The organism is uncultured Sphingomonas sp., from assembly GCF_964021865.1.
In the GTDB taxonomy this organism is placed as follows: Bacteria; Pseudomonadota; Alphaproteobacteria; order Sphingomonadales; family Sphingomonadaceae; genus Sphingomonas.
In genome coordinates this window covers 1-25,931 of sequence record NZ_CAXIAM010000009.1, presented here as the reverse complement: position 1 = coordinate 25,931, position 25,931 = coordinate 1, and the positions used below count along the sequence as shown (strand labels likewise).

Sequence of the window (25,931 nt, the reverse complement as noted above, 5' to 3'; positions counted from 1 at the left end):
AAATGGTGTCGGCTCGAACCGAGGCCGTCATTCCCGCGAAGGCAGGAATCCAGAACCTCCGCCGATTGCGCTTCTATCCGCAAGACCTGCGCGTCTCGATCCCCGCCTGCGCGGGGATGACGGTGGGACAGCGTAGCGGTTTGACCGGTACGCACCGTTCGCCCTGAGCTTGTCGAAGGGGGTGTTGCGGAACCCGTGCTTCGACAAGCTCAGCACGAACGGTGAGGGTGGCGTCGCCCTGCGGTGAGGGTGGTGCCGCCCTGTACGGCTGCATACCCGCCGATGCAGGGATGACCGAGGGGGCATTCTCGTCATTGCGAGTGGAGCGAAGCGATCCGCGGCCACAGCCCGGACGCTCGGGATTGCTTCGCTGCGCTCGCAATGACGGACGGGCTCGGCTAGGGGCCTGCCATGAACGCGCCCGCTACCTTTGCGCCGCTGACGCAGGCGCCACCGCCGACGTGGGCGGCGGAGTTGCGGGCGCTCGCCGCACTGGCGGGGCCGTTGATCGGGGCGAACCTGCTCCAGATGGCGGTGTTCGCGGTCGATGTCGTGTTCGTCGCGCGGCTGGGGCCGGTCGAGTTTGCCGCTGCGACACTGGGGGTGTTCTTCTTTCATATCCTCGCCTTCGGGTTGATCGGGATGGTCGGCGCGGCCGAGCCGTTGATCGCCGCCGCGCTCGGGCGGCGCGTCGGCGCGGTGCGGCAGGTGCGGCGCTCGTTCCGGATGGCGATGTGGCTCGCGGTGTTCGGCTCGCTCGTCGTGATCGCGGTGCTCAACTGCGCCGCGCCGTTGCTGCGGCTCGCCGGGCAGGACCCGGCGGTCGCGGCACGCGCCGGATCGTTCTGCCGCATCCTGTCGCTGGCGGTGCTGCCGGCGGTGTTCGCGGCGCTGATCCGGTTGACCGCGGCGGCCCTGGGGCGGCCGGGCTGGGCGTTGATGGTGACCGCGCTGGCGCTGGGTGTCGCGGTGCTCGCCAATTGGTGTCTGGTGTTCGGCAATGCCGGCTTTCCGGCGCTGGGGCTGGAGGGATCGGCGCTGTCGAGCGTCATCGTCTCGACCGCGACCTGCGCGGCTTATGTCGTGATCCTGCTGACCGATCGCCGGCTGCGCCGCTTTCGGCTGCTCGGCAAATGGTGGCGCGCCGAATGGTCGCGGATGGCGGAGATCGCACGGCTCGGCGCACCGATCGCGCTTGGCTGGATGGCCGAGGGTGGGCTGTTCGGCGGCGCGGGCTTACTCATGGGGCTGATCTCGGTCGCGGCGATCGACGCGCATGCGGTGGCGCTCAACATAGCCGCGATCGCCTTCCAGATCCCGTTCGGGCTGGCGCAGGCGGCGACGATCCGCGTCGGCTTCGCATTCGGCGCGGGCGACCGCGCGTGGGTGGCGCGCGCCGGCAATGTCGCGATCGTGACCGGGATCGCGGTGATGGCGCTGAGCGCGATGGTGTTCTGGACGGTGCCGCACTGGCTGGTGCGGCTCTATGTCGATCCGGCGCGTGAGGGCGCGGTGGCCTCGCTGGCGATCGCGCTGCTGGGGATTGCGGCAATCTTTCAGCTCGTCGATGGCGCGCAGGCAGTCGCGGCGGGGGTGTTGCGCGGTGTGCAGGATACACGCGTGCCGATGCTGATCCAGATCGCCGGCTATTGGGGCGCGGGGTTCGGTACCGCGCTGCTGCTCGGCTTCGGAATCGGTTGGGGCGCGGCGGGGATCTGGTGGGGGCTCGCGGTTGGGCTCGGCGTCGTCTCCGCGCTGCTGATCCGACGGTGGAGCGCGCGCGAGCGGCTGCACCTGACGCCACGCACCGCCTGACCGCACGCACGGGTTGACGCGCGGTTCCCGAAAATTTTGTGCGCGGGCGTTGACCCCGGCGGGCACCACCCACATATGCGAACCGCTGGCACTCGGCTGGGTCGAGTGCCAAAGAAGTGTCACATACCTTAGAAGGGTAAAGAGCAATGAACTTTCGTCCGTTGCACGACCGTGTTCTCGTCCGCCGCGTCGAGGCGGAAGAGAAGACGGCCGGCGGGATCATCATCCCCGACACCGCCAAGGAAAAGCCGCAGGAGGGCGAGGTTGTCGCCGCCGGTGCCGGCGCCAAGAACGACAAGGGCGAGGTCGCTCCGCTCGACGTCAAGGCCGGTGATCGCATCCTGTTCGGCAAGTGGTCGGGCACCGAGGTCAAGGTCGACGGTGAAGACCTGCTCATCATGAAGGAATCGGACATCCTCGGCATCATCGCCTGAGCGTTCGATCGTCTCAACTTTCTCAACATTCGTCATCTGAAAGGGTAGCCACATGGCAGCCAAGGACGTGAAATTCGGTCGCGACGCGCGCGAGCGCATCCTGCGCGGCGTCGACATCCTCGCCGATGCGGTGAAGGTCACGCTGGGGCCGAAGGGCCGCAACGTCGTGATCGACAAGAGCTTCGGCGCGCCCCGCATCACCAAGGACGGTGTGTCGGTCGCCAAGGAAATCGAGCTCAAGGACAAGTTCGAGAACATGGGCGCGCAGATGGTGCGCGAAGTGGCCTCGAAGACCAACGACATCGCGGGTGACGGCACCACCACCGCCACCGTGCTGGCGCAGGCGATCGTCCGCGAGGGCATGAAGTCGGTCGCGGCCGGCATGAACCCGATGGATCTGAAGCGCGGCATCGACCTGGCGGTGACCAAGGTCGTCGCCGACATCCAGGCGCGCTCCAAGCCTGTCTCGGGCTCGCAGGAAGTCGCGCAGGTCGGCATCATCTCCGCCAACGGCGACCGTGAGGTCGGCGAGAAGATCGCGGAAGCGATGGAGAAGGTCGGCAAGGAAGGCGTCATCACCGTCGAGGAGGCCAAGGGTCTCGAGTTCGAGCTGGACGTCGTCGAGGGCATGCAGTTCGACCGCGGCTATCTGTCGCCGTACTTCATCACCAACCCCGAGAAGATGCAGGTCGAGCTCAACGACCCGTACATCCTGATCCACGAGAAGAAGCTGTCGTCGCTGCAGGCGATGCTGCCGATCCTCGAGGCGGTGGTGCAGTCGGGCCGTCCGTTGTTGATCATCGCCGAGGACATCGAGGGTGAGGCGCTCGCCACGCTCGTCGTCAACAAGCTGCGCGGCGGGCTGAAGGTCGCTGCGGTCAAGGCGCCGGGCTTCGGTGATCGTCGCAAGGCGATGCTGGAAGACATTGCGATCCTGACCAAGGGCGAAGTCGTCAGCGAGGACCTGGGCATCAAGCTCGAGAGCGTCACGCTCGGCATGCTCGGCACCGCCAAGCGCGTGACGATCGACAAGGACAACACCACCATCGTCGACGGCGCGGGTGATGCGGAGTCGATCAAGGGCCGCACCGAGGCGATCCGCCAGCAGATCGAGGTGACCACCTCCGACTACGACCGCGAGAAGCTCCAGGAGCGTCTGGCGAAGCTCGCGGGCGGCGTCGCGGTCATCAAGGTCGGCGGGTCGACCGAGGTCGAGGTGAAGGAGCGCAAGGATCGCGTCGACGACGCGCTGCACGCGACCCGCGCCGCGGTCGAGGAAGGCATCGTCCCGGGCGGCGGCACCGCGCTGCTGTACGCGTCGAAGGCGCTCGACGGTCTGACCGGCGAGAACGACGACCAGACGCGCGGCGTCGACATCGTCCGCAAGTCGCTGACCTCGCTGGTCCGCCAGATCGCGCAGAACGCCGGTCATGACGGTGCGGTGGTGTCGGGCAAGTTGCTCGACGGCAATGACACGTCGATGGGCTTCAACGCCGCGACCGACACGTACGAGAACCTCGTCCAGGCCGGTGTGATCGATCCGACCAAGGTCGTGCGTACCGCGCTCCAGAACGCAGCGTCGGTGGCAGGTCTGCTCATCACCACCGAGGCGACCGTCTCGGAACTGCCCGAGGACAAGGCCCCGGCCATGCCCGCCGGCGGCGGCATGGGCGGCATGGGCGGCATGGACTTCTGATGTCGGACGGGTGCAGCGATCGCTGCACCCGACACGACATCGGAACGGCCGGCGGCTCGGCGGACCCGATGCCGTCGCCAATCGCCCGAAGCGAAGGGCCGGCGGAGCGATCCGCCGGCCCTTTGTTTGCGTGCGGCCGCGCGCTATATTCGCGCGCATGGCCCCGCTGCTCAGCCTCGGTGAACCGCGCCTGCTGACCGCAGCGGAATTCCTCCAGATCGATTTTGGGCCGGACCTCAAGGCCGAACTCGATAATGGCACCATCCGGATGATGACGGGCGGGTTGCGCGATCATGCGCGCGTGCAGGCCAATATCCTCGTTGCGCTCGGCGGACGGCTGCGCGGCTCCGGCTGCCGGCCTTATGGGTCGGACATTGCGATCCTCACCCATGACGCCGCGGTGCGCTACCCCGACGTCACCGTCGATTGCGGTGGTCCGGGAGACTTGGGGAGCGACCGTTACCTCTCCGCGCCGCGCATCGTCTTCGAGGTCTTGTCGCCTTCGACGCGGACGATCGATCTCGGATTGAAGAAGGCCGAATATCAGGCGCTGGCGAGCCTGCAGGCGATCGTGTTCGTCGATCCGGACGCCGAGCTGGTGATTGTCAGCGAGCGGTCCGAACGCGGGTGGTTCGACAGCTTGCCCGAGCGGCGGGACATCGTCCTCCCCGCGTTGAACCTCACGCTCCCGCACGAGGAAATCTTCGCGCGCGACTGATGTGGCGGTCCGCGCGTTCGGTGCTTATGAAGCAGCGCGCCCGCATCCCACTCGACAGCATCGTATTCGGCTACGGCCCAATGCTCCCGCTCGTTGCCGCAGGCGCCGGAGCGTGGGTGCTCACGCCCGGATGGGGGCTGATCGCGGTGCGGCTGGCGATCATCTGGGGCGCGTTGATCCTGTCGTTCATCGGTGGCGTGCGGCGCGGGTTCGGGTTCGCGACACCGCACGCCTCGACGCCGGTCGAGATCGTCGCGGCGGTCGGCTATGTCACGATCGCCGGGCTGGCGTTGGTGGTGCCGTTCGTCAGCACCGCGCTGGCGCTGCTCGCGGCAGGCTATGCGCTCGCGGCGCTGCTCGACCGACGCGCGGCGCTGGCGGGGAATGCGCCGGCGCATTTTGCCCGGCTTCGACCGCCGCAATTGTTGCTGGGATGCGCGGGGCTGGCGTTGTGCTGGGCCTGGGTGATGCTGGATTAAGGCGCGGTCCTGTGGCGTCGCCGCGGATCGGCTCCGCGGCGACGCAAAGGTTCAGCCTTTCATCGCTTCCAGCAACAGCTTGACGTCCTGGCTGCGGCCGCGCGGCAAGATCAATATGTCGTTGCCGCTGGCGACAACGATCAGATCCTCAACCCCGACCATCGCGATCCGCACGCCGTCACTGCGCGCGAGGCAGTTGCTGCTGTCTAGCATGATGACTTCGCCGTTGACGACGTTGCCGCGCGCGTCGGTCTCGCTGATCGCGTGAAGGGCATCCCAGCTGCCGACATCGCTCCACCCCATCGCGACCGGGACGACCGCGACCCGATCGGCCTTTTCCATGACCGCATAGTCGATCGAGTCCGATGGCGACGCCGCGAAGGCGTCGGCATCCGGGTAGACGCGCGCACCCTCGCGCCGCGCACCGGCGCATGCCTTGCGCACCGATCCTAAGATCTCGGGGGCGAATTCCTCAAGCGCCGCCAGATAGGCGTCGGCACGGAACAGGAAGATACCGCCGTTCCAGGCGTGGTCGCCCGATGCGATCATTGCCTCGGCGACATCGCGCTTCGGCTTTTCCACGAAGCGCGCCACGCGGTGAACACCGGCGGCGATCTCCTCGCCGACCTTGATATAGCCGTATCCCGTCTCGGGTGCATCGGGGGTGATCCCGAAGGTGACGAGCCAGCCTTGCTCGACGAGCGGCAACGCGGCGTGGATCGCGGCGTGGAATGCCTCGCGATCGGCGATGACGTGATCGGATGGCATAACCAGCATCGCCTGATCCGCCCCGGCGCTGAGCGCGGCGAGCGCGATTGCAGGTGCGGTGTTGCGGCCGGCTGGCTCGAGGATCAGCGCGCTGGGCAGGGTGCCGATCGCGCCAAGCTGTTCCTCGACCGCATCGGCATGCGCCGCATTGGCGACGACGATCGGCGCGGCAAAGGCGTCGCCATGCGCGCGCGCCGCGGTCAATTGCAACATCGTCTCGCTCGCGGTGAGTGCGAGCATCTGCTTGGGCTTTTCCGGCCGCGACATCGGCCACAAGCGAGTACCTGATCCGCCTGAAAGGATCACCGGCACGATTTCGGTCAATTGCTGCTCCTGTTCCCCCTCGGGAGCAAAACCTGGCCCCCGACGCCTTAACACGCCTGATCGTGCAAGGTTTCCTTATGGACGATATTGCGTTGCGGCAACGTGACGACCCGATTAGCCGATGGCGCCATGACTGACGCCCTAGATCGGATCGCCGCCGCGCTGGAGCGGCTCGCTCCGCCGCCGCCCACCAGCGCCGATCCGCTGGCGCATTCCGCCTATGTCTGGCGTGACGGCGCGCTGGTGGCCGCGCGCGCGTTTGCGCCATTGCCGCTGGGGTTGCTGCAGGACACGGAGGCGCAGAAAGCGGCGTTGCTCGCCAATCTCACGCGACTGGCAGAGCGGCTGCCGGCGCAGGACGCATTGCTGTGGGGTGCGCGCGGCACGGGCAAGTCGGCGCTGGTGAAGGCGGCGGTCGGCGCCGTGCAGGCCGCCGGCGGTGCGCTCGCTCTGGTCGAGGTCGCAGCGGATCGGTTGGAGACGCTGCCGCGGCTGTTCGACGCGGTGGCGGATCAGCCGCGTGCATTTGCGATCTTTCTCGACGATATCGGCTTCGATGCGGCAGCGGAGGCACGGGTGTTGCGCTCGCTGCTGGAGGGCGGGGCGGAGGCACGCCCGGCGAACGCGCGGCTGATCGTCACCTCGAACCGCCGTCATCTGGTGACGCGCGACAGCAAGGAACAGGAAAGCGCGATCAACCCGCGCGATTCTGTAGACGACCAGATGGCGCTGGCGGATCGCTTTGGATTGAGCCTCGGCTTCCACGTTGTTGATCAGGACGGCTACCTGGCGATCGTGCGCGGTTATGCCGAGCGTTACGATTTGCCGTTCGATGCAGCGGACGCGGTGCAATGGGCCACGCGGCGGGGGAGCCGATCGGGGCGCGTCGCGTGGCAATATGTCGTTGAGCTGGCCGGGCGCGGGGGCAAGCGACTGGAATAGGACATTCGGCGATCCGACAAATCTCCCCTGTGGCTATTGCGCGGCAGGGAAGCACCGGGCGGGATTTTTGGAGCAATCGCTTTTCGTGGAAGTTGCGGACGAATGGCGAACCGTCGCGGGTGACCACAGCAGCGGACTTTGAAATTGAGGCGACCCGGATGACCGCTCGCGGGTCCGGGTCGCCGTCACCGGAAGGAAGACGACCGGGTTCAGGCCGCCGCCAGTCGCTGCTGCATCCGGTGGACCGGGTTGCCATCGATTTCGCCCAGGCGGAAGCGGGCGACTTCGCGGGACAGGGTTTCGGCTTCGGCGGCAAGGTTGCGCGCCGCGGCGGTGGCTTGTTCGACCATTGCGGCGTTGCGCTGCGTGACGTTGTCCATCTCCGACACCGCGGTGTTCACCTGGCCGAGCCCGACTGACTGCTGGCTGGCCGAGGCGGCGATGCGCGAGACGAGGTCGCTGATCTCGCCGATACGGCCGATGATACGCTGGAGCGCCTGGCCCGCTTCGTTGACCAGATCGACGCCCACGCCGACCTGCTCGGAGGAGGCGAGGATGCGCGTCTTGACGTCCTTGGCCGCGTCCGCCGAGCGCTGCGCCAGTGCACGGACCTCGGAGGCGACGACCGCGAAGCCCTTGCCGGCCTCGCCGGCGCGCGCCGCCTCGACGCCGGCGTTGAGCGCGAGAAGGTTGGTCTGGAACGAGATGCCGTCGATGACGGTGATGATCTCGCTGATCTCCGCCGACGAGCGTTCGATTCCGCCCATCGCCTCCACCGCGCGGCGGACGATCTGGCCCGATTCCTCGGCCTCGCCACGCGCCTCACCGACGATGCGGTTGGCTTGGCTCGCGCCCTCGGCGGTCTGGCGGACGGTGGAGGTGATCTCGTCCATCGCCGCCGCGGTTTCTTCGAGCGAGGCGGCTTGCTGTTCGGTGCGCTGCGACAGATCGTCGGAGGCCTGACGGATGTCCCCCGAACCCGTGCGGATTTGCTGGCTGGAGCGAGTGACGACACCGAGCGTCGTCGACATTTGCGAGCGCATCGCTTCGAAACTGTCGGCGAGCGCCTGATACTCGGATGGAAGGCCGTCCAGCGTCTCGGTCAGGTCGCCCTGCGCCATCCGGTCGAACACCTGCCCGCACCGCTCGATCACCGCGCGGCGTCCGGCCTGCTCGGCCTCGAAATAGGCGGCCAGCGCAATATCCATGTCGATCAGCGACGCCTTCACCAGCGCGGTCGCCGCACGCGCACGGCGGCGCGTACCGAACGGCCAGAGTAGCCGGCCGAGCATGACCTTGGGCAGCACGTGCTCCAGCATCCGCGCATAGCCGCTGATGTACCAGGTCGGCGCAAGACCGATGCGCGCGTGGATCTGGCCGATATGCGACGCGGCTGCGGCGTAACTCCGGTCGATCGGTCCCGAAAAAAGCTTCCGCCAATGTTCGAGCTGCTTGTCGCGGGCATGATCCATTCGCGCCTGCGACTGGAACATCCGGCTGATCGCCGGCGTGCTGGCGATGTGCTTGTAGAGTGCAATCAGCGCGGTGGGGGCGTGGCGTTCGATTGCGCGCCGCACCGCGGGAAACGTCGCGTAGCTGCCTTCGTCATAACCGAATGCGGCCAGCCGTTGTTCAAAGTCGATGGGTTCCGATCCGCTCACAGCACATCCTCCGTGCCGTAAGCAATAATGGGAAACGGTTAAGGCCGCGTAAGCTCGGCCCTTTGATTTCTATGCATTTTCTACAATTTCAGCCAGTTCAAGCCAGCGCATTTCGGCGACATCCTTTTCGTCGCGAAGAGCGGCCACGCTGCGGCTAAGGCGATCAAATGCGGCAGGATCGCGGGCATACAGCGCCGGATCGGCCATCGCCGCCTCGTCCGCGGCGATCCGCGCATCTAGCTCTTCGATCTTTTTGGGCAGCAGGTCATAGTCGCGCTGGTCCTTGTAGCTCAGCTTGACCCGTGTCGGAGCAGCGGGTGCAGATGGGGCGACGGTTTTCGGGGTGGCCTTCTTCGTCGCTTCGGTGCGCGGACGCCGCTGTCGCTCCCAATCCTCGTAACCGCCCGCAACGACATCGACATGGCCGCTCCCGTCAAGCCCGAGCGTGATCGTGACGGTGCGGTCCAAGAAGTCGCGGTCGTGGCTGACGATCAGCACGGTGCCGCCGTAGTCGGCGATCACCTCCTGCAACAGATCGAGCGTCTCGAGATCGAGGTCATTGGTCGGTTCGTCGAGGATCAACAGGTTGGACTCGCGAGCGAACTCGCGCGCGAGCAACAGACGCGAGCGCTCGCCGCCCGACAAGGTGCCAACTTTCGCCTCGGTCAGCGACGGATCGAACAGGAACTCCTTGAGATAGCCGTGGATGTGCTTGCGCGAGCCGAGCACGTCGATCCACTCGCCGCCGTCCGCCAGCACCTCGCGCACCGTTTTCTGCGGCGCCATCAGGCTGCGCTGCTGATCGATGAAGATGCCGTCGAGCGTCTTCGCGCGCTTCACGGTGCCGATGTCGGGTTCTAGTTCGCCGGTCAGCAGCTTGAGCAAGGTCGTCTTGCCCGCGCCGTTGCGCCCGACCACGCCGATCCGATCGCCGCGCGCGACGCGCAGGTTGAGGTCGCGGATGATCGGGCGGTCGCCGAAGCTCTTCGAGACATGGTCAACGTCGATCACGACCTTGGTCTTGTTGTCGTCGCTCGCCATCTGCAGCGCAGCGGCGCCCTGCGGCCCCATCATCGCGGCGCGTTCGGCGCGCATCTCCTTGAGCTTTGATAAACGGCCCTGATTGCGGCGACGACGCCCGGTGACGCCGCGTTGCAGCCAATGCTCCTCGATCTTCAGCTTGGCGTCGAGCCGCTGCGCGTTGCGCTCCTCCTCGGCATAGACCTGTTCGGTCCAGGCATCGAAGCCGCCGAAGCCGACCTCGGCGCGGCGCAACTCGCCGCGGTCGAGCCACAGCGTCTGCCTAGTCAGTCTGGTCAGGAAGGTCCGGTCGTGGCTGATGACGACGAACGCACCGGTAAACCGCTTCAGCCAGTCCTCGAGCCATTCGATCGCTGCGATGTCGAGATGGTTGGTCGGCTCGTCGAGCAGCAGCACGTCGGGGTCCATCGCCAGCGCGCGGACGATCGCGGCGCGGCGGCGCTCGCCGCCCGACGCCGAGGACGCCTCGCGCGACAGGTCGATGCCGAGCTGGTCGGCGATCGCATCGGCTTGATAATGTTCGGGGGCGTCGTTGCCGGCCAACGCATAGTCGCGCAGCGTCGCAAAGCCGCTGACGTCGGGATCCTGCTCCAGCATCACCACCTTGGTGCCCGGCACGATCGTCCGCCGGCCCTCGTCGGCATCGATGACGCCAGCGATCAGCTTGAGCAGCGTCGACTTGCCCGCACCGTTCCGTCCGATCAGCGCCAGTCGGTCGCGCTCGCCGACATACAGGTTCAGATGACGAAACAGCCATCCGGCCCCCTGAACGAGCCCGAGGTCTTCGTACGACAATATTGGTGCGGCCATGTCCAGCGACCTAGGGAACCGCAAGCCAAGGGGCAAGTTGCGCGGAGGACACATGCGCCGCTTTCCTCATTCACAGGCTGTTCAAGCCGCTTTGCCTATGCCAGCACCGGTGAGAATGCTTTTTTCGCTCCTTCTTTGCGGGCTGGCCGCGCCGGCGCTATCGGCCCCGTTGCCCGATCAGGCGCGCGACGGGGCGGTGGCGTTGCAGGCCCGGCGACAGGGCAAGTTGTTGCCGCTGCCGGAGATCGAGCGACGCGTGGTGCCGACGATGCGCAACGCACAATATATCGGCTTCGACCTCGAGATGCCGAGTGGGATCTACACGCTCAAGTTCCTGCGCGACGGTGCGGTGATCTGGGTCGATGTCGACGGACGTACTGGGCAGGTGCTTGGGCGGACCGGGCGCTAGGTCACGTTCAGCGCGGTGAAAGCCGCATTTCCATACCGGCCGGCTTTCGTGCTAGCCCGCCGGGCAGACATCAAGAATTCTAGGGAGCCCCACCACCGATGCGCGTGCTGATCGTCGAAGATGAGCCCAATCTGGGGCAACAGCTGAAATCAACGCTGGAAGGCGCGGGCTATGCCATCGATCTGGCGACGGATGGCGAGGAGGGGCATTTTCTCGGGTCGACCGAGAGCTATGACGCGATCGTGCTCGACCTTGGCCTGCCCGAGATCGGCGGGCTGACTGTGCTCGATCGCTGGCGAAAGGAGGGCAAGGTCACGCCGGTGCTGGTGCTGACCGCGCGCGACAGCTGGTCCGACAAGGTCGCCGGACTCGATGCGGGCGCCGACGATTATGTCGCCAAGCCGTTCCAGACCGAGGAACTGATCGCGCGACTGCGTGCGCTGATCCGCCGCGCTTCGGGCAATGCCTCGTCGGAGCTGATCGCGGGCGACGTGCGGCTCGACACGCGTTCGGGCAAGGTGACGCGCGCCGGGGAACCTGTGAAGCTGACCGCGCAGGAGTACAAGCTGCTCAGCTACCTGCTTCATCACAAGGGCAAGGTGGTGAGCCGCACCGAGTTGATCGAACATATCTACGATCAGGATTTCGACCGGGATTCAAACACAATCGAGGTATTCGTCACACGCATCCGCAAGAAGCTGGGCCAGGACGTGATCACCACGATCCGCGGGCTCGGCTACAGCCTGGAAGATCCGGACGCCTGACGCCGTGACCGAGGGCGAGCCCAGCAAGCCGCGGGCGAGCGGGTCGCTTTCGCGGCGGATGATTCTGATCGCATTTGTGTGGATTTCGGCGCTGCTGGTCGGCGGCGGGTTTGCGCTCGACCGCGTGCTGGTCGGGGCGGTGACGGCCAATGCCGACGATCAGCTGCAATATGTGTTGCGATCGTTGCTGGCGTCCGCGGAAATCGATCCGATCGGGGAGGTGAGGTTCAACCGACAGCCCGCCGACCAGAGCTTTTTGGAGCCATATTCAGGGCTTTACTGGCAGGTGTCCGCGCCGGGGCACGAGACCTTCCCGTCGCGGTCGTTGTGGGATCGCGAGTTGGCGTATGGGAAGCCGCACAACGACCGTGGCGTTCGGATCTACGACAGCACCCAGTTTCCGGACGAGAAGCTGCGGGTTGTGGAGCGCGACGTGACGCTGCCGGGATCGAATGTGCGCTGGCGGTTCCAGGTCGCGAGCCGCGGGGACGCGCTCGACGCCCAAATTACCGTCCTCCGGCGCACGCTGGTGCGCAGTTTCGTGCTGTTAGGGCTCGGATTGGCGATCCTGGCGACGCTCCAGACCTTTTATGGGCTGTTGCCGCTGCGGCGGCTGCGACTGGAGATCGCCAAGATGCGCGCCGGACGCTCGAACCGGATCGACGGGGCGATGCCGCTGGAGCTGTTGCCGATGGTCGAGGAGCTGAACGCGTTGGTCGCGCACAACGAGACGCAGGCCGAGGAGGCGCGGCGCCATGCCGGCAATCTGGCGCACGCGCTCAAGACACCGCTGACCGTCATCATGAACGCCGCGACCGCGCAGTCCGACGACCTCGCCGACACCGTGATCCGCGAGGCGCGGACGATGCGGCGGCAGGTCGACCACCATCTGGCGCGCGCGCGGGCGGTGGGACGGCGCGGGTCGGCGCACAGCCGCGCGCAGGTGTGGCCGAGCGTCGAGTCGGTCGAGCGCGCGGTGCAGCGGCTCTATCCGCACGTGCGGATCGACATGACCGGGCCGAAGGACCTCGTCGCGCATATCGAGCGGCAGGACTTGGACGAGATCATGGGCAATCTGGTCGAGAACGCCGCGAAATACGGCGGCGGCAGCGTGTTTGTGACGGTCGGGGCGCAGGCCGGGTTCGTCGAGATCCTGGTCGAGGATGACGGAATGGGCATCCCGGAGGCGGATCGCCTCCGCATCTTCGACCGCGGGGTGCGGCTGGATACCGGCAAGCCGGGCACCGGGCTGGGTCTCGCGATCGTGCGCGACGTCGCGGAAATCTACGACGGGACGGTGACGCTGGAGGAGAGCGAGGATCTCGGCGGGTTGCTGGTGCGGTTGCGGCTGCCGATGGCGGGGTGATTTTCCGGCGAAGGTCTGGGACCGCTACGCAGCGATTGTGAGGGGGCGGTGCGTTCTTTTCACAATGGCCTTCCCGACTGGGCCCCGGCCTTCGCCGGGGTGACGGTTTTGGGATGGCGCGCCCGCATCTACCACCGCCGTCATTCCCGCGTAGGCGGGAAGCCAGAAGCTCGGACCTTTCGATCCTATCGATGGACCCGCGCGTCTGGATTCCCGCCTACGCGGGAATGACGGAGGCGTTAGACCGCGTAGCGCGCGGCGGTTTCGCGGATCAGGGCGATCATGTTGGGGATGCCCTGCGTACGGTTCGAGCTGAGTTGCGCCTTGAGGTCGAACGAGGCCAGTTCGCTCTCGATGTCGGTCGACAGGATTTCCGCCGGCGTGCGGTCCTGCACGGTCAGCAGCACCAGCGCGATGATGCCCTTGGTGATGTGCGCGTTGCTGTCGGCAAGGAAGTGGAGCCGGCCGTCGTCTCGAACGGCGGGATAGACCCAGACCGAGGCGGAGCAGCCGCGCACCAACGTCGCATCGGTCTTGAGCGCCTCCGGCATCGGCTCCAGCGCGCGGCCGAGATCGACGAGGAGGCGGTAGCGGTCGTCGCCTTCGAGGAAGGCATATTCGTCGCGGACGTCGTCGAGCGTGGCAGCGGCTTCGGTCATGCCCGGCGCGCTACCGCCCCGGCGCGCTGCCCGCAACCGTTCAGAGGTCGACGCCCGCCGCGATCGCCTCGAGCTTGCGGATCCGCTCCTTCAAATCGGCGATCTCGATCCGCGCACCGGCATGGTGGGTCGGGGCGGGCTCGTTCGCGAGCCGCAGTTCCTGGCTCTTGAGCTGAAGCCAGCCGCGCCAGCCGTTGAGCACGGCGACGATCAGCATCGCCAGCCCGGCGAGCGATGCGACGGCCAGGGTGAGGGTGATCTGGGGATCGGACATGGCTGCCTTCTCCTGTGCTGCAGTTGCGGTCAGCGGTCGCGCAGTTCGTCGATCTGGCGTTCCAGATCGGCGCGGCCGTGTTGATCGGTGATGACGCGCTCGAGAACCGCGATGCGTTCCTTGAGCTGGCGGATCTCGTCATGCGAACGGGGGGACGCATCCGCATCGGGAAGTCGTTGGTGCGCGCGTTCGGCGCGATACTTTTCCCGGCTGACGCGGCCGATGGTGACGATCATCACGATCATGACCACCATTATCGCTACGGACCACGGCACGATAGTTCCTCCCTTTTCGTTCTAGAATGTTCAGTTCAGCGGACGCTGATCGGGTACGGCGCGCAGGGCATCGATTTCCTCGGCGAGCGCGACGCCCTTGTCGGTGACGATGCGTTCCAGCACGCGGACCCGCTGCTCCAGCCGTTCGGTATGCGCCGCATATTGTGCAGCCTTCTCGGCGGTGGCCTGCATCATCACGTCGGCCATCTTTTCCTTATGCTTCAGCCAGCGCTTCAGCATGTCGCTGCCGACGCCGAGGATGACCGGCAACCCGATGACGATGAAGGCGAGCAGCAGGAGCGTGAAGTTCATGTCGGTTCTCCCTCAGCGGTCGCGGAGCGCTTCGATCTCGCGCGCGGTGCGAACCGCGGGATCGGTGGCGATGCGTTCGAGTACCGCGATCCGCTCCTCCAGCCGGCCGACCTGCCCCGCCAGCCGCTCGTTCTCGCTGGTCAGCAATTGCAGGTGGCGCTCCGCCTTCGGATCGCTGCGTTCGATGTTGCGACCCCAATCGTCGCTGATCGAATAGCCGTGGCGCGCACGGATGAAGTTGTTGACGACCCAGGCGGTCAGGCTGATCGCGATGATCGAAAGGACGAACCATGGTCCGTGCATCGGACGTCTCCCTTTTTTGCGGCCGCTCAGCGCAGGCTGTCGATTTCCTTGGCCAGCGACGAGTTGCGGCTGGTGTAGTGCAGCTCGATATCGGCGAGGCGGCGGTCGATGTCGCGGAACTTGGCGCGCACCTCCGCGGTCGAGCGCTTCGGATTGGCGCGGACGCCCTGCCAGAATTTCTGGTCGTCATGATCCTGATAGAGCCCGGTCGGCTTCGGATCGACGATCCAGGCGACCACGATATAGGCGAGCAGGATCCACCATTGCTGCGCCACGATCGTCAGCCCGGCGATCCCGAGGCGAACCCAGAGGACATCGATCCCGACGTAATCGGAGATGCCCGAGCAGACGCCCTTCCACTTGCCGTTCTGCGGATCGAGATAGAATTTGGTGCGGCTGTCAGACATCAGTTCCTCCGCTGCGAAGTCGGCTGGTCGAGGCGATAGTCAGGCGTCGAACGATAGTCGGTGACGCCGGGACGGAAATCGGGATTGTCGGCAGCGACGATCCGCTCGACCGTGTTGACGCGGTCCTCGAGCCGGCGGGCGAGATTGTACATCTCGTCGAGCAACTGCTCGTCCTCACCGGTCATCTTCGGCGCGGTCTTCCACTTGGTCACGTAATGCAGGATCAGCCACGGCAATCCGATCATGAATGCCAGAATGGCGATGACGCCCGTCAAATCCATCTCAACCCTCCTTGTTCAGGCGCTTCTTCAGCGCTTCGAGCTCGGCGTCGATCTTGTCGTTCGATCGCAGCTCGTTGAGTTCGTCGTCCAGCGTGCGGGGCGTGAGGCCCATCGCCTCGGCGCGTCCCTCCGCCTCGTCGGCGCGGCGCTCCAGGATCTCGAAGCGGCTGAACGCCTCATGCGTCTTGGGGCCGTTCCACATCTCGCGCAGCCGCGCCTTGGTGTTGGCGCTTTCCAGCCGCGTCGCGATGGCATTCTGCTTGGCGCGCGCCTCGCGCAGCTTGTTCTGCAGCTTGGCGATATCCTCTTCCGAGGAGCGCAGCGCTTCGTCCAGCCCGGTCACTTCCTCGCGAAGCTGTGCGCCCATGTCGGCGGCCTTGCGGCGTTCGACGAGGGCCGCCTTGGCGAGATCCTCGCGGTTCTTGGACAGCGCCAGCTCGGCCTTCTCGGTCCAGCTTGCCTCCAGTTCCGCCAGCTTGGCGATGTGGCGACGCATCTCCTTCTGATCGGCGATGGTGCGGGCGGCCGAGGCGCGAACCTCGACCAGCGTATCTTCCATCTCCGCGATGATGATGCGGACCAGCTTGGCGGGATCGTCCGCACGGTCGAGCAACTCGGCCATGTTGGCGGCGACGATGTCGCGAGTGCGGGAGAAAATGCCCATTCGATACGGACTCCTTGGGTATTCGCGCCTTCTTAGCGGATCGGACGGGGTACGGGGAGGGTCTGTTCCCGCACCCCGTCCTCCGCTCACGCCGTCGCGCGCGCGGAACTGGTGGGGGTGTTCGCCAGCGCCGTGGCCGGGCCGACCGCGCCGAGCACCATCGTGGCGCTGACGAGGACGGTGAGGGCGAGGGCGGCGAACTTGCTGGTGAAGGTGGTGGTCATGGTGAAAACTCCCTGAATGCGTTGTTGCCGGAAGCATTGCAGGAGCCGTGCCAGTTTCGAAAATCCTCAGAAATGCGGGCCTTTCTGGTCGTTTGCCGTTGATTGGAAAAACTGACGGTTGCCATCGTCTGGCAAAATGCGCCAATCCTTGGCGCATGAAGCGCAGCACGCAGGTGATCGGTCAATCGGGCGTCTTCCTCGACGCACTGGAGCGTGCGAGCCGTGCCGCTGCGCTCGATCGTCCGGTGCTGGTGATCGGCGAGCGCGGGACCGGCAAGGAGCTGGTGGCCGAGCGGCTCCACCACCTCAGTCCGCGCTGGGACCAGCCGCTGGTGACGATGAACTGCGCCGCGCTGCCCGAAACGCTGATCGAGGCGGAATTGTTCGGGCATGAGGCGGGCGCGTTCACCGGCGCGTCCAAGGCGCGTGCGGGGCGGTTCGAGGAAGCCGATGGCGGGACCTTGTTCCTCGACGAACTCGGCACGCTGTCGATGGGCGCGCAGGAGCGGCTGCTGCGCGCGGTGGAATATGGGGAGGTGACGCGGATCGGTGCGTCGCGCCCGCTGCGCGTCGACGTGCGGATCGTCGCGGCGACCAACGAGCATCTGCCCGATCGCGTCGAGGACAATACGTTCCGCGCCGATTTGCTCGATCGGCTGTGCTTCGAGGTGGTGACGCTGCCGCCGCTGCGCGCGCGCAAGAGCGACATTCCGGTGCTCGCCGATTTCTTCGGGCGGCGGATGTCGTCGGAGCTGGGGCGCGACGAATGGGCGGGCTTCTCGGCGGAGATGGAAGAGGCGATGCGCGACTATCGCTGGCCGGGCAACGTCCGCGAGCTGCGCAACGTCGTCGAGCGCGCGGTCTATCGCTGGGAGCGGCCGGGGCCGGTGGGAGCGATCGAATTCGATCCGTTCGACTCGCCCTATCGACCCTCGGGCGCGAACGGCAAGCGTGCGGCGCCACCGCCTGCGCCTGCCGCTGCCGCACCGCCGGCGGGGGAGCAGGAGGACGAGGAGGTCGCGGCGTGCGAGGTCGGGCCGTCCGATTTCAAGAGCCGGGTGGCGCTGTTCGAGCGTGAGCTGCTGACCAAGTCGCTCGCCGAGCATCGCTTCAACCAGCGCGCGACCGCCGAGGCGCTGGGGCTCAGCTACGATCAGTTGCGCCACGCGCTGCGCCGCCACGACCTGATCGGAGCGGTTGCGTAACGAGTGCGGGGGAGCCATTTGCAGCGCATCGCGTTCCGGACGCGAACCTTGAGGAGGATTTATGGCTTTCGAACTGCCGCCGCTGCCTTACGCCTATGACGCGCTGGAGCCGGTCATCTCCAAGGAGACGATGACCTTCCACCACGACAAGCATCATGCGGCGTACACCAACAAGCTGAACGAGGGCGTCGCCGCCGATCCGTCGCTCGAAGGGCTGTCGATCGAGGACATCCTGGCGCGCATCTCGTCGCTGCCGCCGCTGATCCGCAACAATGGCGGCGGGTTCTGGAATCACGATTTCTTCTGGAAGATCATGGGGCCGAAGGGCGCGACCCAGCCGTCGGGCAAGCTGGCCGAGGCGATCGACGCCTATGGCGGGCTCGACAAGCTGAAGGAAGACTTCAACGGTAAGGGCGCGGGCCAGTTCGGTTCGGGCTGGGCGTGGGTGATCGCCGACGAATCGGGCGCGCTGAAGGTGACGTCGACGCCGAACCAGGACAATCCGCTGATGGACGATGCCAAGGAGAAGGGCACGCCGATCCTGGGCAACGACGTGTGGGAACACGCTTATTACCTGACCTATATGAACGACCGCCCGGGCTACCTGAAGGCGTGGTGGGACGTGGTGAACTGGGACGAGGCCGGGCGTCGCTACGAGGCCGCCGTTGGTTGATCGCGATCGCGTGAACGAAGGGAAGGCCCGGGCGACCGGGCCTTCCTTTTTTTGTGCGCGGACGTGCGCGTTATTCAAACGTCCATTTCTGTTCGGCGCCGCCGGTGCACGGCCAGACGATCGCGTCCTTTGCAGGGTCCTGCGACGCGCCGCCGATCGCGAGGCACGAGCCCGACTGGCGATTGACAATCGTGTCGCCGCTGATCGTCCACTGCGAGCGCGCGCCGACCGAACACGACGTCTGGATCGCCTGCGCGCCATATTGCTTGTCGCTGTCCTGCGCGAGGCACAGCCCGCTGTGCTGGAAGACGAGCTGCGTATAGTCGCCGACCTGCCGCCGTTCGAGCAGTTCGTTGCCGTCGCGGTTGCAGGTCCACTGGATCGCCTTGCCGCCGAACGTCTGGTTGTAGCCGTTGATGTTGAGGCACAGCCCGCTGTGCGCCACCTTCGCGCGCACGATGCTGGTCGACGGCGAGCCCAGCGCGATCGTGCCGCGCGCGGCGTCGATCGTGATCTGCGACGCGGTGGGCAAGTCGATCGACGTCGCGGTCGGGAAGCGGAGCGGCAGCCAGACGTAGGTCGAATCGTTGACGATCTGCCCGCTCGCCGGACCCCAGCGGTCGCCCATGTAGAGGTAGGACGTGCCCATCGATCCCTGCACCGGCAGGATGAAGGTCGATTGCGAATTGTAGGTATAAGGATGACCGAAACGGGTCGGCCCGCTCCACGGTCCGGCGAGGCTTGTCGCGGTGAAATAGGCAGCCTGATTCGGGTTCCAGCCGCTCGCGCCCGAGGTGAGCAGGAAGTAGGTGCCCGCGCGCTTGACGATCGCCGGCGCCTCGCGATGGTAGCCCTTCAGGACGGTCACGAGGCTGTCGATCTTCGTGTAATCGTCGCTGAGCTTGTAGATGTTGAGGTCGTAGTTCACCGCGGCCGATGAGATCAGATAGGCCGATCCGTCGGTATCCTGGAACACCGTCATGTCGCGCGACTCGTAGCCGAGCGGATTGAAGCTGCCGAGATAGGTGTAATCGCCGTCGACCGTGTCCGACGTCGCCACCGCGACGCGCGCCTCGACATAGTCCTTGCCATTTTCCTTGTGCGCCCAGAGCACGTATTTCTTCGTCTTGGCGTTGTAGATGACCTTTGGACGTTCGATGTTGACGAAGTTCAATTCGTCCGCCGAGCTGGACTTCAGGATGTCGTTGCGGAATTCCCAGGTCTTCAGGTCGGTCGACCGGTACATGGAGACGGCGCGGAAGGAATAATCCGGGTTTCGGTTCTCGCCGAGGAAATAATAGTAATTGCCGACCTTGATGACGCCGCCGCCGTGCGCGTCGATCTGTCCCCCGGTGGTGGTCGTGAACTGCGAGCCGTTGTTGATCGTCGCCGGTCCGGCCCAGGCCGGTGCCGCCGCAGTCGCCGCGACCGCGCACGCGGCTGCCAATCGTAACCCTTTCATCTTCCTCTCCATCTCCGCCGCCGATCGTTGTCGGCGCAGGTTATGTAAGACATAAAAGGTGTAAGGTGAAGCTGCTGGCGTGCAGTATAAAAAACCAATGAACTCAACTTCTAAAAGTAGATTTAGCGGTAAACCAAGATCGAAACTGCGGTGGTCATGTAAAAAATCGCTTAACTAACGGTATGGACGATCGATGGTGTGGAGATATAAGTCGTACATAAGGGCGCGGTGTCAGCGTTCATAGGAGAGCGACATGGAACGTGCGTCACGCCGTATCGGCGGGCTGGCGGGACTGTTTGTCATCGGGGCGGGACTCTGCTGGTGGTCGCTGATGCCGGTGTCGCCATCGTCCCCTGACAACGTCGCGATCGTTCACGCTCCCACCACCGAACGAATGGCCGAGCCCGTCATCGTCGCCACCGCGCCGACGCCGGTTGCGGTGCCGCGGGCGGTCGATCCGATCGTGGCGGAGCGGCGCGACGTGGCGGTGCTCGCCGCCGTCGCCGAGAAACGTTCCCCCGACGATGTCGTGCTGGACGGCGCTATGCAGCGGGAGGCGCGCGACCCGGCGCGGGCCGAGCCGACCGAGGCGGCGATGCGCGCCGCGCTGCTGCGTGTCCCCGCGCTGGCGGGCGGGAAGGAGCCGCCGCACGTGCTGTGCGTCGGCACCACCTGCGAGGTGACCGGCGTGGCGTCCGACGGGCGCTCACCCGCCGAGATCGAGCAGGCGCTGCGTGACCCGACGATGCTCCACGCGATGGTCGCGCGCGGGTACATGCCCGGCCCCGCGACGGTGGCGGCGACTGGCGGCGGCGTCGGGTACGTCCTGTATCTCAACAACGAGATGTGAAGTCGCGCCATCAACGGCGCGACGATGACAGACGGGAGAAGGCATGATCACGAGAGGCAAGGGTGGAGCAGTGGCGGCCGCGCTGGCGGCGGCACTGACGATGGCGGCGCCGGCGAGCGCGACGGTGATCGGCTTCGACGATCTGTCCGCGTCGGACGATCCGATCGCGAACGGCTATGCCGGGCTGCAGTGGAGCAACCTGTACGTGCTCGACCCGTCGACCGCCCCGACCAGCGGGTACAAGAACGCGGTCATGGATGGTCAGCAGGCCGCCTATAGCGGGTTCGACGACGCCGCCGAGATCGGTGGGCTGAGCGACGAATTCGTCCTGCAAAGCGGCTGGTTCACCGCCGCGTTCAACGACGGCCTGACGATCACCGCCAAGGGATATAAGGGCGACGCCCTGCTCCACGAGCTGTCGTTCGTCGTCGATACCAACGGCCCGACGCAGCAGACGTTCGACTGGCGGGGGGTGACGCGCGTCAGCTTTTCGGGCGCGGGCGGCAAGGACCGGTTCTTCGACATGTCGGGGACGAACTTCGCGGTCGACGCGGTGCAGGTCGCAGCCGTGCCCGAGCCGGCGACCTGGGCAATGATGGTGCTGGGATTTGCAGCAGCGGCCACCGCCCTGCGGCGCCAGCGGCGGCGGCTGGCGCTCGCCTGAATTTCATACGGCTTCCCTTTCGCCCGGTGTGAGCGGGTGGATGGACGTCGCGCGTCGCACGGGCCTTGCCTGCGCGCGCGGCGTCACCTGGATTGAATGGCGGAGATCGTCTGGAAGAGATCACCTTCGACCGGTCGTGTTCGGCGGTCGGGGTATCGACATTCATCCTTTCTCCTCGTCCGGTGCCCCGAGGCGGTACGGGAGACGACCGGCCGCGCACCCCTGGCGGGTAAGGCAAAATTAACCAATTTCTCCCAAGATGACCGGGCCCGATCGACACGGGTCGTTGCAGCTGCGCGCAGCGGATCACTGTTGCAATGTTACACCGTTACATGCACGAGCGATGTGCGGCGTGGTAATCGGGACGCGGCGCGGGGTCTATCAAGGGGGAAGGAATGATCGTGCTGTCTTCGGAACGTGCCGCGTGGCGCGTCGGCGCGCTGCCACTGGCGTTCGCGCTGGCGCTGCTGCCGATGCCCGTCGCGGCGGAGGACGAGCCGCTGACGGATCATGGCGACGTCACCGTCGAGGGCGTGCGGCAGCCGTATCGTGGCAGCTTCGCCTTGCGCGAAATCCCGCAGGCGATCACCACCATCGACGCGGGCACGTTGCAGGAAAACAATATCCTTCGGCTGACCGACGCGCTGGATCTGAACGCGTCGGTGGTGCGGCAGAACTCGCTGGGCGGGCTGTGGGACAGTTTCGCGGTGCGCGGCTTCGCAGGGGACGAGAATTTGCCGAGCGGGTATCTCGTCAATGGCTTCAACGCCGGGCGCGGGTTCAGCGGGCAGCGTGACGTCGCGGGGATCGAGCGGGTCGAAGTGCTGAAGGGGCCGGCAGCGGCGGTGCTGGGGCGCGGCGAGCCGGGCGGCTCGATCAACCTGGTGACGAAGCAGGCCGAGCTGGGGCGCACGTTCGGCAGCGCGTCGCTACAGTATCGCAGCTTCGATACGGTTCGGGCGGCGGGCGATGCGAATGTCGCACTCACCGGCAATCTGACCGCGCGGCTGATCGGCTATGCCGAGTCGGGCGATACGTTCCGCGATACGGTAAGTCAGCGGCGCTGGGGCTTCCTCCCGTCGATCGGTTTGGGGATCGGCGACAACACGCGGTTGATCTACGACATGGAGTGGACGCGGACCACGGTGCCGTTCGATCGCGGGATCGTCGTCCTGAACGATAATTTTCGTACCGTGCCGCGCTCGCGCTTCCTCGGCGAGCCGGGCGACGGCGACACGGTCGCGCGCGCCTTCGGGCACCAGTTGCGGCTCCAGCACGACTTCGGCAGCGGATGGAGCCTGTTGCTCGGCGCCAGTCATCGCGACACGCGGCTGACCGGTGCGTCGTCCGACGCCGAAACCGCCACCGCGCGGCAGAAGCTGTTCGTCGACGGTCGCACGCTGTCGCGCCAGCGCCGGACACGGCGCTACACCTCGTCGCATGACGTATTTCGCGCCGAGCTGGCCGGCGAGTTCGCAACCGGGGGGCTGAAGCATCGCGTGCTGATCGGGGGCGATGTCGACTATTTCGATACCGACCAATATTTCACGCGCTTTCGCGGACCGGTCGTGACCGCGGCGACCACCGATCGGCAGAGCTATGCGATCGACATCCAGAACCCGGTCTATGGCCGCTGGCCGGTGCCGACCGGCGTGCCGATCACCGACCGGCTCGACGTGCAGCGCACGCTGGGCGCTTATGTGCAGGACCAGATCAGCCTCACCGACCGCTTGCAGGTGCGCGTCGGCGGGCGCGTCGATAGTTTCCTGCTGCGCGTCGACAATCGCCTGCTGAACAGCGAGGGTCGCCGCAGCCGTGCGCGGTTCAGCCCGCAGGCGGGCGTCGTGTACGAGATTGCCGCACCGGTGTCGCTCTACGCAGCGTATGGCGAGGGCTATCGCGCCAATATCGGCACCGACGCGCGCGGCAACGTCTTCGAACCCGAAACGAGCACGTCGGTCGAGGCCGGCGTGAAGCTAGTGGCGTTCGGCGGACGGCTGAACGGGACGGTGGCGGTGTACCAGCTCGACAAGGCGAACGTGCTGGCGACCGATACCATCAATCCCGGCTTCTCGGTCGCGATCGGCAAGGCGCGCAGCCGCGGGGTCGAACTGGATGTCAACGGGCAATTGCCGGGGCGCGTCGACGTGCTGTTGAGCTACGCCTACACCGATGCCGAGGCACGATCGCGGGTGCTCGACCCCAATTTCTCGTTCCAGATCTCGCCGGGCGATCCGCTCATCAACATTCCGAAGCACAATGCCAATGTGCAGCTTGCCAAGCATTGGACGTTCGGTGCGCGCGAGGCGCTGTTCGGGGCAGGGGTACAATATGTCGGCGAGCGGAGCGGGCAGACGGGCACGCGCTTCATGCTGCCCGCGCATACGCTGGCGCGGGTGTTCGGCGAGATCGACCTGACGCCGGAGACGACGCTGTTCGCTTCGGTCAGCAATCTGTTCGACGAACGATGGTATGCGAACAGTTATGCGCCGGTGTGGGTGCAGCCGGGGGCGCCGCGCACCGCGACGATCGGGGTGCGCGCGCGATTCTGAACGTGGGGCTTCACCCCTCCGGCGGAACCGGCGGGGTGTCGTCTCCGAGCGTCAGGCCGTGGCGCATCAGCATCGGCACGTTGGCGATCGCGAACAGCATCGTCGCGGGGATGACCACCCAAACCTTGTAGATCGCCCACAGATCCCACCCGCGCTGCGGCCCGACCGCGACCGCCGCGCCGCGCCATACCGCCTCGTTGAGGAATGCCATCACGACGAAGAACCACACCCAGTTGAGCGTCAGCCGCCGCCAGCCGCTTTCGCGCAGGCCCGGATAGCTGCTGCCCATCAATTGCTGGAGCAGCGGGCGGCCGGTCGCGATGCCGAAGCCGAGCACCGCGGCGAGCAATGCATAGACGATCGTCGGCTTCATCTGGATGAAGCGCGGATCGCGGAAATACATCGTCAGCCCGCCGAACACGATCACCAGCCCGGCCGAGATCAGCAGCATCGGCGGCACGCGCCCGAGCTTCACCCTGGCGATGACCAGCGCGACGATGCTGGCGAGCACGAACACCGCGGTGGCGAGGATCACGCGCGCGAGCAGCAGCGCCTCGACCTGTTTCAGCGTCGAGAGCATCGGCGTGAAGTGCGCGACGACACCGCGCGCGACCTCGGCGGGAACGAGGAAGTTGGCGGCGAAGAACAAGGCGAGCGGGCCGTAATCGACCAGCGCGCGGATGCCGCCGTGGCCGTCCTTCTGCGGCGTGCTCATCGTTGCTTGCCCCCGTCGATCCCGGCGATGATCCGGCTGACCTCGCGCGCGTCGAACGGGCGGAGGTCGTCCATCTGCTCGCCGACCCCGATCGCGTGGATCGGCAGGCCGTAGCGCTCCGCCGCTGCGACCAGCACGCCGCCGCGCGCGGTGCCGTCGAGCTTGGTCATCACCAAGCCAGTGACGCCCGCGACTTCCTTGAAGACCTCGATCTGGCTCAGCGCATTCTGCCCGGTGGTGGCGTCGAGCACCAGCAGCACGTCGTGCGGCGCGGCGGGGTTGAGCCGGCCGAGCACGCGGCGGATCTTCGCCAGCTCGTCCATCAGCTCGCGCTTGTTCTGGAGCCGCCCGGCGGTGTCGACGATCAGCACGTCGGTGCCGATCGCGGTCGCCTGCTTGACCGCATCCCAGACGATCCCGGCGGCGTCACCCCCTTCCGGCCCGGTGACGATCGGGACGCCGATCCGCTCCGCCCAGGTCTTGAGCTGGCCGATCGCGGCGGCGCGGAACGTATCGCCCGCCGCGAGCATCACCGCATAATCCTGTTCGAGGAACAGATGCGCGAGCTTGGCGATCGTGGTGGTCTTGCCCGAGCCGTTGACGCCGATGACGAGGATCACCTGCGGGCGCGGGAAAGCATCGATACCGATCGGTTTGGCGACGTCGCGCAGCACCTTCTCGACTTCCTCGGCGACGACGAGGCGGATGCCGAGTTCCTCCATGTTGCGCTCGAACGTCCCCTCCGCCAGCCGGTCACGGACCTTGGCGGCGGTGGCGGGGCCGAGATCGGAGGCGATCAGCGCTTCCTCGACGGTGTCGAGCGTGTCGTCGTCGAGCCGCGCGCCGCCCAATCCGGCAAGGTTGCCGACCAGCCGGTCGGAGGTGCGGCGGAAACCGCCCAGCAGCTTGTCGTGCCAGCTCGTGCTCATGCGTTGCTTCCGGTAAGAAGAAGGGGGGGGCCGACCAGATGGTCGGGGGTGGCGGCGGTGATCGTCACCGCGACGATGCCGCCGATGGGAAAAGGGGCGGGCAGGCGCACCGCGCTGAAATCGGGCGCATGGCCACGGTCGCCGGGCTTTTCGACCAGCACCGGCTGGACGGTGCCGACCTGTGCGGCGAGGCGGCGGGCGAGGCGTGCCGCCGCCGCGCCCCGCCCCCGCGCGCGGCGGGTCCGCGCGCCGCGG

The 25,931-nt window shown here is 66.4% G+C and carries 29 protein-coding genes and 1 pseudogene; 14 read left to right on the top strand and 16 right to left on the bottom strand.

The window, feature by feature from the left end; translation table 11 throughout:
* Positions 1–411: 411 nt before the first annotated feature.
* The 5 genes from AADI75_RS03970 to AADI75_RS03950 all read left to right on the top strand — a co-directional run bounded on the left by AADI75_RS03970 (position 412) and on the right by AADI75_RS03950 (position 5,142).
* Entirely contained in the window at positions 412–1,815 is a 1,404-nt protein-coding gene (locus AADI75_RS03970; protein ID WP_341207748.1) for an MATE family efflux transporter, read from the top strand.
* Between the two features lie 146 nt (positions 1,816–1,961).
* The gene (gene groES / locus AADI75_RS03965; RefSeq protein WP_028966046.1) at positions 1,962–2,249 is read left to right on the top strand and encodes a co-chaperone GroES; all 288 of its coding nucleotides are present in this window, start codon (positions 1,962–1,964) and stop codon (positions 2,247–2,249) included.
* Positions 2,250–2,301: 52 nt separating this feature from the next.
* Positions 2,302–3,945 carry a chaperonin GroEL gene (groL, locus tag AADI75_RS03960; RefSeq protein ID WP_341207747.1) on the top strand — a complete coding sequence of 548 codons (1,644 nt, stop codon included), beginning with the start codon at positions 2,302–2,304 and terminating at the stop codon, positions 3,943–3,945.
* 157 nt (positions 3,946–4,102) lie between these two features.
* Complete coding sequence (locus tag AADI75_RS03955) at positions 4,103–4,663, top strand: Uma2 family endonuclease (RefSeq protein ID WP_341207746.1); 561 nt, start codon at positions 4,103–4,105, stop codon at positions 4,661–4,663.
* The gene (locus AADI75_RS03950) at positions 4,663–5,142 is read left to right on the top strand and encodes a DUF3429 domain-containing protein (protein ID WP_341207745.1); all 480 of its coding nucleotides are present in this window, start codon (positions 4,663–4,665) and stop codon (positions 5,140–5,142) included. Before AADI75_RS03955 ends, AADI75_RS03950 begins: the two co-directional genes overlap by 1 nt.
* A 51-nt stretch (positions 5,143–5,193) precedes the next feature.
* Here the strand turns inward: AADI75_RS03950 and AADI75_RS03945 are convergent, their stop codons facing one another.
* Positions 5,194–6,222: a mannose-1-phosphate guanylyltransferase/mannose-6-phosphate isomerase gene (locus AADI75_RS03945; RefSeq protein WP_341207791.1), complete on the bottom strand. Its 1,029-nt coding sequence runs from the start codon at positions 6,220–6,222 to the stop codon at positions 5,194–5,196.
* Between the two features lie 141 nt (positions 6,223–6,363).
* On the opposite strand from AADI75_RS03945, the gene AADI75_RS03940 reads away from it, so the two are divergent.
* Entirely contained in the window at positions 6,364–7,176 is an 813-nt protein-coding gene (locus AADI75_RS03940; protein WP_341207744.1) for a DUF815 domain-containing protein, read from the top strand.
* 209 nt (positions 7,177–7,385) lie between these two features.
* On the opposite strand, the gene AADI75_RS03935 is transcribed toward AADI75_RS03940, so the two are convergent.
* Together AADI75_RS03935 and AADI75_RS03930 are read right to left on the bottom strand one after the other, a co-directional pair.
* Positions 7,386–8,837, bottom strand: a complete 1,452-nt coding sequence (locus AADI75_RS03935) for a methyl-accepting chemotaxis protein (RefSeq protein ID WP_341207743.1) — start codon at positions 8,835–8,837, stop codon at positions 7,386–7,388.
* Positions 8,838–8,906: 69 nt separating this feature from the next.
* The gene (locus tag AADI75_RS03930) at positions 8,907–10,688 is read right to left on the bottom strand and encodes an ATP-binding cassette domain-containing protein (RefSeq protein ID WP_341207742.1); all 1,782 of its coding nucleotides are present in this window, start codon (positions 10,686–10,688) and stop codon (positions 8,907–8,909) included.
* Positions 10,689–10,803: 115 nt separating this feature from the next.
* On the opposite strand from AADI75_RS03930, the gene AADI75_RS03925 reads away from it, so the two are divergent.
* From AADI75_RS03925 to AADI75_RS03915, 3 genes are all read left to right on the top strand, one after another.
* Positions 10,804–11,097 (top strand): hypothetical protein, encoded by a 294-nt coding sequence (locus tag AADI75_RS03925; RefSeq protein WP_341207741.1) that lies wholly within the window; start codon positions 10,804–10,806, stop codon positions 11,095–11,097.
* 98 nt (positions 11,098–11,195) lie between these two features.
* Entirely contained in the window at positions 11,196–11,861 is a 666-nt protein-coding gene (locus AADI75_RS03920) for a response regulator transcription factor (RefSeq protein WP_341207740.1), read from the top strand.
* A gap of 58 nt (positions 11,862–11,919) precedes the next feature.
* Positions 11,920–13,227 (top strand): HAMP domain-containing sensor histidine kinase, encoded by a 1,308-nt coding sequence (locus AADI75_RS03915; RefSeq protein ID WP_341207790.1) that lies wholly within the window; start codon positions 11,920–11,922, stop codon positions 13,225–13,227.
* 239 nt (positions 13,228–13,466) lie between these two features.
* Here AADI75_RS03915 and AADI75_RS03910 read toward each other — a convergent pair whose 3' ends face one another.
* The 9 genes from AADI75_RS03910 to AADI75_RS03870 all read right to left on the bottom strand — a co-directional run bounded on the left by AADI75_RS03910 (position 13,467) and on the right by AADI75_RS03870 (position 16,626).
* Positions 13,467–13,886: a SufE family protein gene (locus AADI75_RS03910; protein ID WP_341207739.1), complete on the bottom strand. Its 420-nt coding sequence runs from the start codon at positions 13,884–13,886 to the stop codon at positions 13,467–13,469.
* A 40-nt stretch (positions 13,887–13,926) separates the two neighbouring features.
* Complete coding sequence (locus AADI75_RS03905; RefSeq protein WP_341207738.1) at positions 13,927–14,160, bottom strand: hypothetical protein; 234 nt, start codon at positions 14,158–14,160, stop codon at positions 13,927–13,929.
* Between the two features lie 29 nt (positions 14,161–14,189).
* Complete coding sequence (locus AADI75_RS03900) at positions 14,190–14,405, bottom strand: hypothetical protein (RefSeq protein ID WP_341207737.1); 216 nt, start codon at positions 14,403–14,405, stop codon at positions 14,190–14,192.
* 60 nt (positions 14,406–14,465) lie between these two features.
* Positions 14,466–14,747 carry a hypothetical protein gene (locus AADI75_RS03895; protein ID WP_341207736.1) on the bottom strand — a complete coding sequence of 94 codons (282 nt, stop codon included), beginning with the start codon at positions 14,745–14,747 and terminating at the stop codon, positions 14,466–14,468.
* Between the two features lie 12 nt (positions 14,748–14,759).
* Positions 14,760–15,050 carry a hypothetical protein gene (locus AADI75_RS03890; protein ID WP_341207735.1) on the bottom strand — a complete coding sequence of 97 codons (291 nt, stop codon included), beginning with the start codon at positions 15,048–15,050 and terminating at the stop codon, positions 14,760–14,762.
* A 26-nt stretch (positions 15,051–15,076) separates the two neighbouring features.
* Entirely contained in the window at positions 15,077–15,457 is a 381-nt protein-coding gene (gene pspC, locus AADI75_RS03885; RefSeq protein ID WP_028966028.1) for an envelope stress response membrane protein PspC, read from the bottom strand.
* On the bottom strand, positions 15,457–15,738 hold the full coding sequence (pspB, locus tag AADI75_RS03880; RefSeq protein WP_341207734.1) for an envelope stress response membrane protein PspB: 282 nt from the start codon (positions 15,736–15,738) through the stop codon (positions 15,457–15,459). The genes pspC and pspB overlap by 1 nt, the downstream gene beginning before the upstream one ends.
* A gap of 1 nt (position 15,739) precedes the next feature.
* Entirely contained in the window at positions 15,740–16,402 is a 663-nt protein-coding gene (pspA, locus tag AADI75_RS03875; RefSeq protein WP_341207733.1) for a phage shock protein PspA, read from the bottom strand.
* Positions 16,403–16,488: 86 nt separating this feature from the next.
* On the bottom strand, positions 16,489–16,626 hold the full coding sequence (locus tag AADI75_RS03870; protein ID WP_341207732.1) for a hypothetical protein: 138 nt from the start codon (positions 16,624–16,626) through the stop codon (positions 16,489–16,491).
* Positions 16,627–16,781: 155 nt separating this feature from the next.
* Between AADI75_RS03870 and pspF the strand changes: the two genes are divergently transcribed.
* Together pspF and AADI75_RS03860 are read left to right on the top strand one after the other, a co-directional pair.
* Positions 16,782–17,831 (top strand): phage shock protein operon transcriptional activator, encoded by a 1,050-nt coding sequence (pspF, locus tag AADI75_RS03865; RefSeq protein ID WP_341207731.1) that lies wholly within the window; start codon positions 16,782–16,784, stop codon positions 17,829–17,831.
* Between the two features lie 61 nt (positions 17,832–17,892).
* The gene (locus AADI75_RS03860; RefSeq protein ID WP_341207730.1) at positions 17,893–18,504 is read left to right on the top strand and encodes a superoxide dismutase; all 612 of its coding nucleotides are present in this window, start codon (positions 17,893–17,895) and stop codon (positions 18,502–18,504) included.
* Positions 18,505–18,574: 70 nt separating this feature from the next.
* Here AADI75_RS03860 and AADI75_RS03855 read toward each other — a convergent pair whose 3' ends face one another.
* Positions 18,575–19,966: a family 43 glycosylhydrolase gene (locus AADI75_RS03855; protein WP_341207729.1), complete on the bottom strand. Its 1,392-nt coding sequence runs from the start codon at positions 19,964–19,966 to the stop codon at positions 18,575–18,577.
* A gap of 253 nt (positions 19,967–20,219) precedes the next feature.
* Here AADI75_RS03855 and AADI75_RS03850 point away from each other — a divergent pair, with 253 nt between their 5' ends.
* The 3 genes from AADI75_RS03850 to AADI75_RS03840 all read left to right on the top strand — a co-directional run bounded on the left by AADI75_RS03850 (position 20,220) and on the right by AADI75_RS03840 (position 24,032).
* Positions 20,220–20,816 carry a hypothetical protein gene (locus AADI75_RS03850; RefSeq protein ID WP_341207728.1) on the top strand — a complete coding sequence of 199 codons (597 nt, stop codon included), beginning with the start codon at positions 20,220–20,222 and terminating at the stop codon, positions 20,814–20,816.
* A 43-nt stretch (positions 20,817–20,859) separates the two neighbouring features.
* Complete coding sequence (locus AADI75_RS03845; RefSeq protein WP_341207727.1) at positions 20,860–21,480, top strand: PEPxxWA-CTERM sorting domain-containing protein; 621 nt, start codon at positions 20,860–20,862, stop codon at positions 21,478–21,480.
* A 473-nt stretch (positions 21,481–21,953) separates the two neighbouring features.
* Positions 21,954–24,032, top strand: a complete 2,079-nt coding sequence (locus AADI75_RS03840; RefSeq protein WP_341207789.1) for a TonB-dependent siderophore receptor — start codon at positions 21,954–21,956, stop codon at positions 24,030–24,032.
* Between the two features lie 10 nt (positions 24,033–24,042).
* On the opposite strand, the gene AADI75_RS03835 is transcribed toward AADI75_RS03840, so the two are convergent.
* The 3 genes and pseudogenes from AADI75_RS03835 to AADI75_RS03825 form a co-directional block, all read right to left on the bottom strand.
* Positions 24,043–24,747 carry an inner membrane-spanning protein YciB gene (locus tag AADI75_RS03835; RefSeq protein WP_341207726.1) on the bottom strand — a complete coding sequence of 235 codons (705 nt, stop codon included), beginning with the start codon at positions 24,745–24,747 and terminating at the stop codon, positions 24,043–24,045.
* Positions 24,744–25,676 carry a signal recognition particle-docking protein FtsY gene (ftsY, locus tag AADI75_RS03830; protein WP_341207725.1) on the bottom strand — a complete coding sequence of 311 codons (933 nt, stop codon included), beginning with the start codon at positions 25,674–25,676 and terminating at the stop codon, positions 24,744–24,746. The genes AADI75_RS03835 and ftsY overlap by 4 nt, the downstream gene beginning before the upstream one ends.
* A pseudogene (locus AADI75_RS03825) lies at positions 25,673–25,931 on the bottom strand (hypothetical protein); the annotation flags it as partial. The gene ftsY and the pseudogene AADI75_RS03825, both read right to left, overlap by 4 nt.